General features: G+C 63.4%; 12 protein-coding genes. All 12 read right to left on the bottom strand.

All coding sequences use genetic code 11. The annotated features are described in order from the left end of the window. Nucleotides 1-4: 4 nt before the first annotated feature. The 12 genes from nuoI to J2T47_RS12945 all read right to left on the bottom strand — a co-directional run bounded on the left by nuoI (nt 5) and on the right by J2T47_RS12945 (nt 13,855). On the bottom strand, nt 5-553 hold the full coding sequence (nuoI, locus tag J2T47_RS13000; protein WP_015477483.1) for an NADH-quinone oxidoreductase subunit NuoI: 549 nt from the start codon (nt 551-553) through the stop codon (nt 5-7). A gap of 11 nt (nt 554-564) precedes the next feature. Continuing rightward, nucleotides 565-1,554 (bottom strand): NADH-quinone oxidoreductase subunit NuoH, encoded by a 990-nt coding sequence (nuoH, locus tag J2T47_RS12995; RefSeq protein ID WP_081520492.1) that lies wholly within the window; start codon nt 1,552-1,554, stop codon nt 565-567. After that, on the bottom strand, nt 1,551-4,265 hold the full coding sequence (gene nuoG / locus J2T47_RS12990) for an NADH-quinone oxidoreductase subunit NuoG (RefSeq protein ID WP_253447168.1): 2,715 nt from the start codon (nt 4,263-4,265) through the stop codon (nt 1,551-1,553). Before nuoG ends, nuoH begins: the two co-directional genes overlap by 4 nt. Nucleotides 4,266-4,393: 128 nt before the next feature. Beyond that, nucleotides 4,394-5,743, bottom strand: a complete 1,350-nt coding sequence (nuoF, locus tag J2T47_RS12985) for an NADH-quinone oxidoreductase subunit NuoF (RefSeq protein WP_081520490.1) — start codon at nt 5,741-5,743, stop codon at nt 4,394-4,396. Next, nucleotides 5,740-6,240 carry an NADH-quinone oxidoreductase subunit NuoE gene (nuoE, locus tag J2T47_RS12980; protein WP_169887231.1) on the bottom strand — a complete coding sequence of 167 codons (501 nt, stop codon included), beginning with the start codon at nt 6,238-6,240 and terminating at the stop codon, nt 5,740-5,742. Before nuoE ends, nuoF begins: the two co-directional genes overlap by 4 nt. Then, on the bottom strand, nt 6,237-8,018 hold the full coding sequence (nuoC, locus tag J2T47_RS12975) for an NADH-quinone oxidoreductase subunit C/D (RefSeq protein WP_081520488.1): 1,782 nt from the start codon (nt 8,016-8,018) through the stop codon (nt 6,237-6,239). Before nuoC ends, nuoE begins: the two co-directional genes overlap by 4 nt. A 59-nt stretch (nt 8,019-8,077) precedes the next feature. Further along, the gene (locus tag J2T47_RS12970) at nt 8,078-8,755 is read right to left on the bottom strand and encodes a NuoB/complex I 20 kDa subunit family protein (RefSeq protein WP_045214755.1); all 678 of its coding nucleotides are present in this window, start codon (nt 8,753-8,755) and stop codon (nt 8,078-8,080) included. A gap of 10 nt (nt 8,756-8,765) precedes the next feature. Then, complete coding sequence (locus tag J2T47_RS12965) at nt 8,766-9,179, bottom strand: NADH-quinone oxidoreductase subunit A (RefSeq protein WP_017517108.1); 414 nt, start codon at nt 9,177-9,179, stop codon at nt 8,766-8,768. A gap of 441 nt (nt 9,180-9,620) precedes the next feature. Then, nucleotides 9,621-10,121, bottom strand: a complete 501-nt coding sequence (locus J2T47_RS12960; protein ID WP_253447165.1) for a DUF4442 domain-containing protein — start codon at nt 10,119-10,121, stop codon at nt 9,621-9,623. A gap of 190 nt (nt 10,122-10,311) precedes the next feature. Further along, a complete protein-coding gene (locus J2T47_RS12955; protein ID WP_253447162.1) occupies nt 10,312-11,907 on the bottom strand; it encodes an isocitrate lyase in 1,596 nt (531 codons plus the stop codon). A gap of 509 nt (nt 11,908-12,416) precedes the next feature. Continuing rightward, nucleotides 12,417-13,232 carry a secretin N-terminal domain-containing protein gene (locus J2T47_RS12950; RefSeq protein ID WP_253447159.1) on the bottom strand — a complete coding sequence of 272 codons (816 nt, stop codon included), beginning with the start codon at nt 13,230-13,232 and terminating at the stop codon, nt 12,417-12,419. Further along, nucleotides 13,229-13,855 carry a histone acetyltransferase HPA2 gene (locus J2T47_RS12945; protein ID WP_253447127.1) on the bottom strand — a complete coding sequence of 209 codons (627 nt, stop codon included), beginning with the start codon at nt 13,853-13,855 and terminating at the stop codon, nt 13,229-13,231. Before J2T47_RS12945 ends, J2T47_RS12950 begins: the two co-directional genes overlap by 4 nt. Nucleotides 13,856-13,874 lie beyond the last annotated feature (19 nt).

Here is a 13,874-nt window from a genome sequence, read left to right as displayed (position 1 = left end):
CTCCTTACGGCAGCAGGCTCTTGACGTTGATCGGTTCGGCCTCGTTCTGCGCGGCGCCTTTCGGCTTGCCGGCGATGGCCATGCCGGCAACGCGGTAGAAGTTGTAGTCCGGGTTCTTGCCGGGGCCGGAGATCAGCAGGTCTTCCTTCTCGTAGACCAGGTCCTGGCGCTTGAACTCGCCCATCTCGAAATCCGGGGTCAGCTGGATCGCGGTGGTCGGGCAGGCTTCTTCGCACAGGCCGCAGAAGATGCAGCGGGAGAAGTTGATGCGGAAGAACTCGGGGTACCAGCGACCGTCGTCGGTCTCGGCCTTCTGCAGGGAGATGCAGCCGACCGGGCAGGCCACGGCGCACAGGTTGCACGCAACGCAGCGCTCCTCGCCGTCGGGGTCGCGGGTGAGCACGATGCGGCCACGGTAGCGCGGCGGCAGGTACACGGGCTCTTCCGGGTACTGCAGGGTGTCACGCTTGCGGAAGGCGTGACCGAAGATCATCACCAGGCTGCGCAGCTGGGTGTAGGTGCCGTGCACCACGTCGAAAATGTACTTGATCATGGTCCTACTCCTTACTGGCTGGCCAGCACGACAGCGCCGGTCACCAGCAGGTTGATCAGGGTCAGCGGGAGGCAGAACTTCCAGCTGAAGGCCATCACCTGGTCATAGCGCGGGCGTGGGATGGAGGCCCGCAGCAAAATGAACATCATGATGAAGAAGCCGGTTTTCAGGGCGAACCAGAAGAACGGGATCTGCGGCAGGATGCCGAAGGGACCGTGCCAGCCGCCGAAGAACAGGGTCGCCAGCAGCGCGGACACCAGCACGATGCCGATGTACTCGCCAACGAAGAACATGCCCCATTTCATGCCGGCATACTCGATGTGGTAACCGTCCGCCAGTTCCTGCTCGGCTTCGGGCTGGTCGAACGGGTGACGGTGAGTCACGGCGACGCCGGCGACGAAGAAGGTCATGAAGCCGAAGAACTGCGGGATGATGAACCACACGTGCTGGGCCTGGTATTCGACGATGTCGCGCAGGCTGAACGAGCCGACCTGGGCGACGATGCCCATCAGCGACAGGGCCAGGAACACCTCGTAGGAGATGGTCTGGGCCGAGGCGCGCAGGCTGCCGAGGAGGGCGAACTTGTTGTTGCTCGACCAGCCTGCGAACAGCACCGCGTACACGGTCAGGCCAGCCATGGCGAAGAAGAACAGGATGCCGATGTTCAGGTCCGCCACGCCCCAGTTCGGGGTGATCGGGATGACCGCGAAGGCCACCAGCAGCGCACCCATGGCGATCATGGGGGCGAGGGTGAAGATCATCTTGTCGGCGAACGGCGGGGTCCAGTCTTCCTTGAAGAACATCTTCAGCATGTCGGCGCCGAGCTGGAAGGCACCGAAGGGGCCGACCCGGTTCGGACCGTAGCGGTCCTGCCAGAGGCCGAGCAGACGACGCTCGACCCAGCTGAGCAGCGCGCCGCAGACGACCACGGCGAGCAGGATGACGATGGCCTTGATGACCTCGATCAGGATGTCGACGATGGCGGGTGTCAGCCAGCTCATTGCGCAGCCTCCTGCAGACCTTCAGCGACAGCGCCGATGACACCGGCAGGAATGCCTTGCAGACCGATCGGCAGGGCAACCAGGCCGGCGCCGAGCTCTTCGCTCACGCGCAGCGGCAGGCGCAGTTCCTGGCCCTTGACGGTCAGGCGGATGATCGCGCCTTCGTTGACGCCCAGACGGTCAGCCTCGGCCTTGGCCAGGGTGACATAGGTCTGCGGGATGCGTTCCTGCACCGGGGCGGCTTTCGAGGAGTTCTCCTCGCTGCCGAACAGGTGATAGAAGGGCACCACCTTGAACTGGCTGGCGGCGGTGTGGAACGGCGCGGGGATCTCGCTGAACCACAGGGCTTCGCCCTTGGCCTCGATCAGGCGCACGCCCGGATCGCCGGCGCGCAGGTGACCGCCGACCTCGTCCTGGAACTTGTTCCAGGCCTGCGGGGAGTTCCAGCCCGGGGACCAGGCGAAGGGAATCTGCTGACGCGGTTCGGCGCTGCCGGCGTAGCCTTCCATGGAGAAGGCGAACGCGGAGTCGATGTCCTGCGGCTGACGCGGCTCGCTGACATTGATGTTGGCGCGCATGGCGGTACGGCCGGAGTAGCGGTGCGGCTCGCGCGCCAGCTTCAGGCCCTTGATGCGGAACGCGGCGTTCGGCGCAGCTTCGCGGATGCCAGCCAGTTGCGGCTTGGCGGCGATGACGGCGTCGATCACGTGGTCCAGTTGGGTCCAGTCGACACGCTTGCCTTCGAGGGTGCTGTGCAGGGCATGCAGCCAGCGCCAGCCTTCGCGGACCAGGTTGTCGGCGTTGTAGTAGGTCGGATCGTAGACCTGGAAGAAGCGCTGGGCGCGGCCTTCCTGGCTGACCAGGGTGCCATCGCCTTCGGCGAAGCTGGCGGCCGGCAGCAGGACGGTGGCCTTGGCACTGGTCGCAGTCTGCTGGTGATCGGCGACGACGACGATCTTCGCGGCGGCCAGGGCAGCATCGACAGCGGCAGCGTCGGCGCGGCGGTACAGGTCGTTCTCCAGGATCACCACGGCATCGGCGGCGCCGGAGGTCAGCTGCTCGAGAGCGGCTTCGACGGATTCACCGCCAAAGAGGGCCAGGCCCAGGCTGTTGGCTTCCGGGACGACCAGGCTCAGGGAGCCGCTCTTCTCGCGGTTCTTCAGCGCGCTGGCGATGTTGGCCGCGGCTTCGATCAGGGCGTTGCTGCCCAGCGAGGTGCCGGAGATGACCAGCGGACGCTTGGCGGCGACCAGGGCATCGGCGATGCGCTGGGCGAGGGCGGCGGCTTCGGGGTCGAGGCCGGCCACGGCCGGAGCGCTCGAATCGATGGCGTGGGCCACGGCGAAGCCCAGGCGAGCCAGGTCTTCGGTAGCGGCGTGCACGCACTCGGCGGCGACGTCGTCCAGGCGGGTTTCATCCAGGCTGGCGATGAACAGCGGGTTCATCTCGCGCTGGGCGATGGTCTTCACCGCGGCGTCGAGCCACGGCTGGATCTTCATCGCAGCGGCCATGTCCTCGCCCTTGCCTTTTACCGACTGGCGCAGGGCCAGGGCGATACGGGCAGCGGTCTGGGTCAGGTCTTCGCCGAGCACGAATACCGCGTCGTGGTCTTCGATGTCACGGATGGTCGGCACCGGCAGCGGGCCGTCCTGCATGACTTTCAGGACCAGCTGCAGGCGTTGCAGCTCGTCAGCGGAAATGCCGCTGTAGAAGTTCTGCGTGCCGACCAGTGCGGACAGTGCGTAGTTGCTTTCCAGGCTGGCACGCGGCGAACCGATGCCGATGACCTTGCGGCCCTTGAGCAGCGCGGCGGTCTGGTCCAGGGCGCCGTCCAGCGAGAGCTTCTGCTTGCTCAGCATCAGCTGCGGCTGGCGCGGGCGGTCTTCGCGGTTGACGTAGCCATAGCCGAAGCGGCCGCGGTCGCACAGGAAGTAGTGGTTCACCGAGCCGTTGTAACGGTTCTCGATGCGGCGGATTTCACCGTAGCGCTCGCCGGGGCTGATGTTGCAGCCGCTGGAGCAGCCATGGCAGATGCTCGGGGCGAACTGCATGTCCCACTTGCGGTTGTAGCGCTCGGAGTGGGTCTTGTCGGTGAACACGCCGGTCGGGCAGACCTCGGTCAGGTTGCCGGAGAATTCGCTCTCCAGTACACCGTCCTCGATACGGCCGAAGTAGACGTTGTCGTGCGCGCCATAGACGCCCAGGTCGGTGCCGCCGGCGTAGTCCTTGTAGTAACGGACGCAGCGGTAGCAGGCGATGCAGCGGTTCATCTCGTGGGCGATGAACGGGCCGAGCTCCTGGTTCTGGTGGGTGCGCTTGGTGAAGCGGTACCGGCGCTGGTTGTGGCCGGTCATCACCGTCATGTCCTGCAGGTGGCAGTGACCGCCTTCCTCGCAGACCGGGCAGTCGTGCGGGTGGTTGGTCATCAGCCATTCGACGACGCTGGCACGGAATGCCTTGGATTCTTCGTCTTCGATGGAAATCCAGGTGTTGTCGGTGGCGGGAGTCATGCAGGACATGACGATGCGACCGCGGGTGTCGTTTTCGTCGGTGTACTGCTTGACCGCGCACTGGCGGCAGGCGCCGACGCTGCCGAGCGCCGGGTGCCAGCAGAAGTAGGGGATGTCGAGACCGAGGGAGAGGCAGGCCTGCAACAGGTTGTCCGCTCCGTCGACTTCTAACGTCTTGCCGTCTACGTGGATCGTGGCCATGGGTCTAAGTCTTCGTTGGCCCGTTGTCAGCGGGCGTGGCTAATAGAAATCACGGTTTCATCGGGCCGGCGGCACGCCGCGGCACTGCAACGAAACAACGCCGGGCGCAATGCCCGGCGATCAAAGCATCAAGCGCCGACGGTCTGCGGTGCTTGTACGGCCTGAGCCTGGCGGGAAATGCCCGCTTCGAACTCGGGACGGAAATACTTCAGTGCGCTGCCCAGCGGCTCGACGGCACCCGGTGCGTGGGCGCAGAAGGTCTTGCCGGGGCCGAGGAAGTTGACCAGCTGCTCGAGGGTTTCCAGGTCGCCCTGGGCGCCTTCGCCTTTTTCCAGTGCACGCAGGACCTTCACGCTCCACGGCAGGCCGTCGCGGCACGGAGTGCACCAGCCGCACGATTCGCGGGCGAAGAACTCTTCCATGTTGCGCAGCAGGGAAACCATGTTGACGCTGTCGTCCACCGCCATGGCCAGACCGGTACCCATACGGGTGCCGACCTTGGCGACGCCGCCGGCATAGAACAGCGCGTCCAGGTGTTCCGGCAGGAGGAAGCCGGTACCGGCGCCGCCCGGCTGCCAGGCCTTGAGCTTGTAGCCGTCGCGCATGCCGCCGGCGTAATCCTCGAACAGCTCGCGGGCCGGAAGGCCGAAGGGCAGTTCCCAGATGCCGGGGTTCTTCACCTTGCCGGAGAAGCCCATGAGCTTGGTGCCCATGTCTTCGCTACCCGGACGGGCGAGGCCCTTGTACCAGTCGACGCCGTGCTCGACGATCGCCGGCACGTTGCACAGGGTCTCGACGTTGTTCACGCAAGTCGGCTTGCCCCAGACGCCAACGGCGGCGGGGAAGGGCGGCTTGGAGCGCGGGTTGGCGCGACGGCCTTCCAGCGAGTTGATCAGCGCAGTTTCTTCGCCACAGATGTAGCGGCCGGCGCCGGTGTGCACGAACAGCTCGAAATCGAAGCCGCTGCCGAGGATGTTCTTGCCCAGCAGGCCGGCGGCCTTGGCTTCATCGATGGCGCGGTTCAGGTTGCGGGCGGCGTCGACGTATTCGCCACGCAGGAAGATGTAGCCACGGTAGGCCTTGAGGGCTCGCGCGGAGATCAGCATGCCTTCCACCAGCAAGTGCGGCAGCTGCTCCATGAGCATGCGGTCCTTCCAGGTGTTGGGCTCCATCTCGTCCGCGTTGCACAGCAGGTAGCGGATGTTGAGGGATTCGTCCTTGGGCATCAGGCCCCACTTCACGCCGGTGGGGAAGCCCGCACCGCCGCGGCCCTTGAGGCCGGAGTCCTTGACGGTCTGGACGATGTCGTCGGTGGCCATCTGCGCCAGCGCCTTGCGCGCCGCCGCGTAGCCGTTCTTCGACTGGTACTCCTCCAGCCAGACCGGGGCGCCGTCGTCACGCAGGCGCCAGGTCAGCGGGTGGGTTTCGGCCGCGCGCGCGGTGCGGTTGGGCGTGCCGTAGGAGGTGAGGCGACTCATGCGTAGGCCTCCAGCAGTTTGGCGACGCCGTCGGGACGCAGGTCGCCGAAGGTGTCGTCGTCGATCATCATCGCCGGGGCCTTGTCGCAGTTGCCCAGGCAGCACACCGGCAGCAGGGTGAAGCGGCCGTCGGCGGTGGTCTGGCCGAGGCCGATGCCCAGCTGCTTCTGGATCTCGCCGACCACGGACTCGTGGCCGCCGATGTAGCAGACCATGCTGTCGCAGACGCGGATGATGTGGCGGCCGACCGGCTGGCGGAAGATCTGGCTATAGAAGGTAGCCACGCCTTCGACGTCGCTGTCCGGAATGCCGAGGATGTCGGCGATGGCCGGAATGGCGCCGTCCGGCACCCAGCCGCGCTGCTTCTGGACGATCTTCAGGGCTTCGATGGACGCCGCGCGGGAGTCCTCGTAGTGATGCATTTCGTGCTCGATGGCCGAGCGCTCGGTTTCGCTGAGTTCGAAACGATCAGTCTGGATAAGGGTACTCATGATCAGCGGTCCACGTCGGCCATAACGAAGTCGATACTGCCCAGATAGGCGATCAGGTCAGCGATCATGCTGCCGTTGATCACCGACGGAATCTGCTGCAGGTGCGGGAAGCTGGGCGTCCGGATGCGGGTCCGGTAGCTCATGGTGCTGCCATCGCTCGTCAGGTAGTAGCTGTTGATGCCCTTGGTCGCTTCCACCATCTGGAAGGCTTCGTTGGCCGGCATGACCGGGCCCCAGGAAACCTGCAGGAAGTGGGTGATCAGGGTTTCGATGTGCTGCAGCGTGCGCTCTTTGGGCGGCGGCGTGGTCAGCGGGTGGTCGGCCTTGTACGGGCCTTCGGGCATGTTCTTCAGGCACTGCTCGATGATGCGCAGGCTCTGGCGCATCTCACCCATCTTGACCATGCAGCGGTCGTAGGCGTCGCCGTTGGCCGCCAGCGGTACTTCGAACTCGAAGTTCTCGTAGCCGGAGTAGGGGCGGGCTTTACGCAGGTCGAAATCACAGCCGGTGGCGCGCAGGCCGGCACCGGTGGTGCCCCATTCCAACGCTTCCTTGGTGTTGTACGCGGCAACGCCGATGGTACGGCCACGCAGGATGCTGTTCTTCAGGGCAGCGGTTTCGTACTCGTCCAGGCGCTTGGGCATCCAGTCGAGGAATTCGCGGACCAGCTTGTCCCAGCCGCGCGGCAGGTCGTGGGCGACGCCACCGATGCGGTACCAGGCCGGGTGCAGGCGGAAGCCGGTGATGGCTTCAACGACCTTGTAAGCGCGCTGGCGGTCGGTGAAGGTGAAGAACACCGGGGTCATCGCGCCCACGTCCTGGATGTAGGTACCCAGGTAGAGGAGGTGGTTCAGGATGCGGAAGAACTCCGACATCATGATGCGGATGACGTCGACGCGCTGCGGCACCTTGATGCCGGCGAGCTTCTCGACCGAGAGCACGTACGGCAGGTTGTTCATCACGCCGCCGAGGTAGTCGATGCGGTCGGTGTAAGGAATGAAGCTGTGCCAGGACTGACGCTCGGCCATCTTCTCGGCGCCACGGTGGTGGTAGCCGATCTCCGGAACGCAATCGAGGATCTCTTCGCCGTCCAGCTGCAGGATGATGCGGAACGCACCGTGCGCAGACGGGTGGTTCGGGCCGAGGTTGAGGAACATGAAGTCCTCGTTCTCGCCGTGGCGCTTCATGCCCCAGTCTTCGGGCTTGAAGCGCAGCGCTTCCTGCTCGAGGTCCTGCTTGGCGGCGGACAGCGCGTAAGGGTCGAACTCGGTGGCGCGCGCCGGGTAGTCCTTGCGCAGCGGGTGACCTTCCCAGGTCGGCGGCATCAGCATGCGGGTCAGGTGCGGGTGACCATTGAAGGTGATCCCGTACATGTCCCAGACCTCGCGCTCGTACCAGTTGGCGTTCGGCCAGATACGGGTGGCGGTGGGTACGTTGAGGTCGCCTTCGGACAAGGCCACCTTGATCATCACGTCACTATTACGCTCGAGCGACATCAGGTGGTAGAACACGCTGAAGTCGGCGCCCGGCAGGCCGCGACGGTGAGTGCGCAGGCGCTCGTCGACACCGTGCAGGTCATAGAGCATGACGTACGGCTTGGGCACATTGCGCAGGAAGGTAAGGACGTCGATCAGGCGCTCACGGGCAACCCAGAGCACCGGCATGCCGGTGCGGGTGGCCTGGACGGTGAAGGTCTCGGCGCCAAAGCGGGAATTCAGTTCGACGACGATATCTTGGTCGTCTGCCTTGTAAGGCGGGATGTACAGAGCGGAGTCTGCATTCATAGTCTTTAAGTCACTCGGTCAACGGTGGAGTGAAAACGGGCCTCTCGTGGAGGGCCGGATCACACTTCGTCGGGGCTGCGCAGGTTGGTGACCGCAATGCGCTGTTCGCGCTTGAGATCCTTCTGGGCAGGCATGTCGGCGCGATAGACGCCTTGATCGCCTACAACCCAGGACAACGGACGACGCTCCTGGCCGATGGATTCCTGCAGCAGCATCAGGCCTTGCAGGAACGCCTCCGGACGGGGCGGGCAGCCGGGGATGTACACGTCCACGGGGAGGAACTTGTCGACCCCCTGAACGACCGAGTAGATGTCGTACATGCCGCCGGAGTTGGCGCACGACCCCATCGAGATCACCCACTTGGGCTCCAGCATCTGCTCGTACAGGCGCTGGATGACCGGAGCCATCTTGATGAAGCAGGTGCCGGCGATGACCATGAAGTCAGCCTGGCGTGGCGATGCACGGATCACTTCGGCGCCGAAACGGGCGATGTCGTGCGGCGCAGTGAACGCCGTGGTCATCTCCACGTAGCAGCAGGACAGCCCGAAGTTGTACGGCCACAGGGAGTTCTTGCGACCCCAGTTGACAGCACCGTTGAGAACATCCTCGAGCTTGCCCATGAAGATGTTCTTGTGGACCTGCCCTTCGATGAGCGGGTCTTCTACCGTTTCGCGTTCGCCGATCGGGTATTGATCATTGGGCGCATCCGGATCGATCCGGGTAAGTTTGTATTGCATCGCCAAAGCCTCATTGTTTTAGCTTCGCCTGCCGTGCGCGACGTGCCGCCGGCGCCCAATCGAGCGCGCCGATACGCCACAGGTAGACAAGACCTGCCAACAGAATTGCTATGAAAATGGTTGCCTCGATCAGACCGGCCCAACCGCTTTCACGGACGGACACGGACCAGGCGAAGAGGAAGAGGGCTTCGACGTCGAAGATCACGAAGAGCATCGCGACCAGATAGAATTTTGCCGACAGACGCAGGCGTGCGCTGCCGGTAGGAACGATCCCGGATTCGAACGGTTCGTTCTTGCTGCGACCAAATGCCTTACTGCCAAGCAGGCTGGAAACCCCTAGCATGAAGGCGAGCAGGCCCAGCACTCCTAAAAGGAAGGCGGCGAGTCCCCAGTGTTGAGCTGCAAGTTCAGCTGGATTGGGCATGCCGATACTCCTTCCTACAAAAAACGATTGTCTTGGGTTTCGGGCGCAACGCCCGACTACTGCGAACCCGACAACTCAAGGATAGTGAGCTAAGGGTTCAGGTCATCTTTCCAATTTTATGCCCAAAGCCTTCAGCAAGTAAATTTTTCCAACACAAACAGATGCTTCTATTTCGGGCAAAAGGCTTTTGCATTTCCCGTAGCGCCCTGTTTGCGCGGCTCTGGATGCCTAGTGTGACGGCACTTCGGCTTTGGTCGAATAGTACTTTCGAGGTATTTGGCCGCAATAAATCGCCAGGCTATAAATGATAAATATTATCATTTGCAGTGTCGTATATCCGTAACTTTACTACATATAAGCGGCGCAGCTTTTATTTCGCCTGGTATTCGACTTCGAATTATCCCACTGTGAACTCGTTGGTCGCCCCTCGGCTGGAGTGGTTCAGTTTCCCTTCCGAATCCACGCCCAAAGCATCTCGCAGCGCACCGGCTCGGCGCCGGAGTCGTCCAGCAAGGTGACCTGCACCAATGCTTCGCCGCGATCTTCCTCCAGCATTGCGCGGCGCTGTTCCGGCGTCAGCGTGGCGATGGCGCGCAGGCTGCCGCTGGCCCGACGCAGATAGTCCACCTTGAGGGTCTTGATCAGTGGCAGCTTGTGATCGGGCAGATTCATGCCGACCATGCAGCCACTCGCGGACTCTGCCAGCAGGGCCATTGCTGCGGCGTGGACGCCGCCGATGTGATTGCGGGTGCGGCGGTGGTTGGTCAGGCTCATGCGTACTTCATCGCCTGAGAGCTTCTGGATGCGCACGCCAGCGGTGCCGGCAAAGCGCACCTGGGAGCAGAACAGGCGGCTCAGCAGTGGTTCGTGCAGGCGGCGTGGCAGGCGCTGGATGAGATGGGCGGCGAGGGCGAGGCGGTTGCGCCTGGGTTTTCCGTGCATGCGTGGCATTCCGTTCATATAAAGGAAGCCCGAGGCTGGCATGTTGGCGCGGATCTGCCCTTGGCGGGCGGAGAAGCGGTGGCTGGCGGTTCGGCCAAGCGCATTTCGGTCAGGCAGAAAAAGCAAGACCCCGGCCGAAGCCGGGGTCTTGCTGAGCCTCCCAGCCCCGAGGGGCTGGTTGTGCCAGTTCTTAGTGGAACTGGTTCATGGTGTTGTCTTTACCGGAGGCTTTCAGAGCGGCTTCGCCAGCGAAGTACTCTTTGTGGTTGTCGCCGATGTCCGAGCCAGCCATGTTCTGGTGCTTGACGCAGGCGATGCCCTGACGCAGTTCCTGACGCTGAACGCCCTTCACGTAGGCCAGCATGCCCTGGTCGGCGAAGTAGCCTTTGGCCAGGTTGTCGGTGGACAGCGCGGCGGTGTGGTAGGTCGGCAGGGTGATCAGGTGGTGGAAGATGCCGGCGTGGGCGGAGCCGTCACGCTGGAAGGTACGGATCTTCTCGTCAGCAACCTGGGCCAGTTCGGTCTCGTCGTACTCGACGCTCATCAGCTTGGCGCGGTCGTAGGAGGAAACGTCCTTGCCTTCGGCGACGAACGCATCGAACACCTGCTGGCGGAAGTTCAGGGTCCAGTTGAACGACGGGCTGTTGTTGTAAACCAGCTTGGCGTTCGGGATGACCTGACGGATACGGTCAACCATGCCCTTGATCTGGCCAACGTGTGGCTTCTCGGTTTCGATCCACAGCAGGTCGGCGCCGTTCTGCAGCGAGGTGATGCAGTCCAGGACGCAACGGTCTTCGCCGGTGCCCTTGCGGAACTGGAACAGGTTGGAAGCCAGACGCTTGGGACGCAGCAGCTTGCCGCCGCGGTTGATCACCACGTCGCCGTTCTGCAGTTCGGCAGCGGAAACTTCTTCGCAGTCCAGGAAGGAGTTGTACTGGTCGCCCAGGTCGCCCGGCTCTTTGGTCACGGCGATCTGCTTGGTCAGGCCGGCACCCAGGGAGTCGGTACGGGCAACGATCACACCGTCGTCAACGCCCAGTTCGAGGAACGCGTAGCGAACAGCGTTGATCTTGGCGAGGAAGTCTTCGTGCGGAACGGTCACTTTGCCGTCCTGGTGGCCGCACTGCTTCTCGTCGGAAACCTGGTTCTCGATCTGGATGCAGCAGGCACCGGCTTCGATCATTTTCTTGGCCAGCAGGTAGGTGGCTTCCGGGTTGCCGAAACCGGCGTCGATGTCGGCGATGATCGGTACTACGTGGGTTTCGTAGCCGTCGATCTGGGCCTGGATTTCGTCCTGCTTGACCTTGTCGCCGGCGGCGCGAGCGCTGTCCAGGGCGGTGAAGAGCAGGTCCAGTTCGCGGGCATCAGCCTGGCGCAGGAAGGTGTACAGCTCTTCGATCAGGCCGGAAACGGCGGTTTTCTCGTGCATGGACTGGTCGGGCAGCGGGCCGAAGTCGGAGCGCAGCGCGGCAACCATCCAGCCGGACAGGTAGAGGTAGCGCTTGTTGGTGGTCTTCAGGTGCTTCTTGATCGAGATCAGCTTCTGCTGACCGATGAAGCCGTGCCAGCAGCCCAGGGACTGGGTGTAGACGGAAGCGTCGGCGTCATACTCGGCCATGTCCTTGCGCATGATGGCCGCAGTGTACTTGGCGATGTCCAGACCAGTCTTGAAGCGGTTCTGAGCGCGCATGCGGGCAACCGACTCGGGGTTGATAGCGCTCCAGCTGTTACCGGTTTTCTCTTTCAGAGCGGCAACGGCCTTGATGTCGTTTTGATAAGCGGACATGGTCAATCCTTCAAAGTATGTGTGTGGTTGAGCACCGACTACCCACTCAAAACCCGTATCTGCACGGAGTTGACTGCGGGTTGCTCGCCGCGGGATGGCGAAGATGCGACCGAAAGAAGGAGTGGCACTGGAGGAATGGGGTAGAGCGGCTTACAGACTGGTGACTGCAGCGGTGACATCCAGAATCGCTTGCCGGCTCGTGGCAGCCGTTGGGCGATGGTGGACGGCTGAATCCGTCACTTCGTACTGTTGCTAAGGCTTGCTTCCCCGTCCCTCAGGACAACCTCTTGCCAGTCGCAACCTCGTCGATCCGCCTTGTGGGCTTAACAACACGGACCAGCGCGGCGGGTGGGCCACAGGCTCGGTCCGGAGGGCTTTGAGACCCTCTGGTTAGCGGGAGCGAAGCCATCATGCACTTTCAAACGAGCGTTCGTCAAACGTTTTGTAGTGTTTTTTTTGGACTACTACACGAAGGTCTAACGAGGACTGGCAAGTCACCTACGGAAGGATTAGTCGAGCACTTCGACCTTCACCCGCAGGGTGCTGTCGCTGCGTCCCTGGGTGCTGTATTGGCGGGTGTAGCCGCTTTGCGTGCTCTGGTTGCTCTGGCTGACGCCGCCGACTTCGATCCACTGGCCGATGGGGCCGCTGACGCTGGTATCCGCCGAACTGGTGTTCATCGAGCCCTGGTAGTTGTTGTTGAAGCGGTCGTTGCGGGTGCTCAGGGTGATGTGCACGAGGTTGCCGGTGAGGCTGGCGGTCACGTACATGCCCTGGTTGGCGTCGCGGTATTCGGTCTGGCTGTAGACCTGGCCGTAGGGGCCGATGCCGGCGTTGGTCACCGGCTGGCTCTGGCCGACCTGGATGAAGGCAGGGGAGCCCTCGGTGGTGCGCACCTGCTGCGTGCCGCCACCGCGACTGTTGGTGGAGCGATTGATGATGCGCACCTGGTCGCGGCCGTTGACTTCCCCGCGGCCGGCCTGGATGTCGACGTTGCCGGCGCTGACCGAGCCGTTCACCGAGTAGCCGCTCTGGCTGCCCTGGCTGCCGTCGAGCGTGTCGACGCTGATCAGTAGCTGATGCGGGCGCGTATCCAGTTGTTCGAGTACCTGCTGCAGTTCGCGGATCTTCGCCAGCTCGGCGTTCACCACCAGCTGGTTGCCGTAGGCGGTCACCCGGCCTTCGTTGCCCAGCACCTGCTGTGCCACCGGCAGCACGTCTTCGGCGGTGCGGTAGTTGAGCGGGATGATCTCGGTGCGCGGCGCCGCAACGGCGGTGACGCTGATGGCGCAGGCGAGCAGCAGGGCGAGAGGGTGTCGGCTCAAATCAGGAAGCTCCGCAGGTTCGGATCGAGGACGCTGGTGTTCCAGGTCTGTTCGAATTGCGCGATCAGCTGGCGGACGCGGCCAGCGTTGTTGTAGTGCGCGTAGCCGGCGTACTCGCCCGGCTCCGGGCGCAGCAGCAGGCCGCAATCGTCGGCGAGCAGGAAGGCATGTTCCTCGCTCGGGTAGTCGGGATTGATCCGACGGATCTGGCAGTAGCTCGACAGTCGACGGCTGAGGTTGAGCAGGCGATGGCCTTCCTTCACCGCGCGGGTGCTGTCGCGTACCAGGATCATCAGGCGATTGCGCGGATTGCCCAGCAGCAACTGGGTGCAGGCCTCCTGGATGCTGCTGTGGTGGTACAGCCAGGGTTCCAGGTCGGGGGTGTAGAGGTAGAGCGTGCGGCGCGCCTGCTGGATCAGTGCGAGGGCGTGGGCGCGGGCCTCGTCCGGCTTGCTGAAGCGCTGCAACTGGTCGCCTTCGCCGAGGCGAAACGGCGCCGGCTCCAGTATTTCGGGCGGCAGCGCTTCACTGGGCGGGTTGTGAACGGCAAAACGCCCCGGTGACTGAAACTCGATATCCGGCAGTTCTACCGGGAGGTCGTCTTTTTCCGGGGCGTTATCCATGTCGCTCCTTGTCGGTGGT

This window comes from Pseudomonas nitroreducens, from assembly GCF_024170165.1.
GTDB lineage: Bacteria > Pseudomonadota > Gammaproteobacteria > Pseudomonadales > Pseudomonadaceae > Pseudomonas > Pseudomonas nitroreducens_C.
Note: the sequence above shows the minus strand (reverse complement) of the source record. Positions and strands in the feature narration are given on the sequence as shown.

Coding starts and splice junctions, on each gene's coding strand:
- nuoI (WP_015477483.1), bottom strand. CDS start 553: ATGATCAAGTACATTTTCGACGTGGTGCACGGCACCTACACCCAGCTG.
- nuoH (WP_081520492.1), bottom strand. CDS start 1,554: ATGAGCTGGCTGACACCCGCCATCGTCGACATCCTGATCGAGGTCATC.
- nuoG (WP_253447168.1), bottom strand. CDS start 4,265: ATGGCCACGATCCACGTAGACGGCAAGACGTTAGAAGTCGACGGAGCG.
- nuoF (WP_081520490.1), bottom strand. CDS start 5,743: ATGAGTCGCCTCACCTCCTACGGCACGCCCAACCGCACCGCGCGCGCG.
- nuoC (WP_081520488.1), bottom strand. CDS start 8,018: ATGAATGCAGACTCCGCTCTGTACATCCCGCCTTACAAGGCAGACGAC.
- J2T47_RS12970 (WP_045214755.1), bottom strand. CDS start 8,755: ATGCAATACAAACTTACCCGGATCGATCCGGATGCGCCCAATGATCAA.
- J2T47_RS12965 (WP_017517108.1), bottom strand. CDS start 9,179: ATGCCCAATCCAGCTGAACTTGCAGCTCAACACTGGGGACTCGCCGCC.
- J2T47_RS12960 (WP_253447165.1), bottom strand. CDS start 10,121: ATGCACGGAAAACCCAGGCGCAACCGCCTCGCCCTCGCCGCCCATCTC.
- J2T47_RS12955 (WP_253447162.1), bottom strand. CDS start 11,907: ATGTCCGCTTATCAAAACGACATCAAGGCCGTTGCCGCTCTGAAAGAG.
- J2T47_RS12945 (WP_253447127.1), bottom strand. CDS start 13,855: ATGGATAACGCCCCGGAAAAAGACGACCTCCCGGTAGAACTGCCGGAT.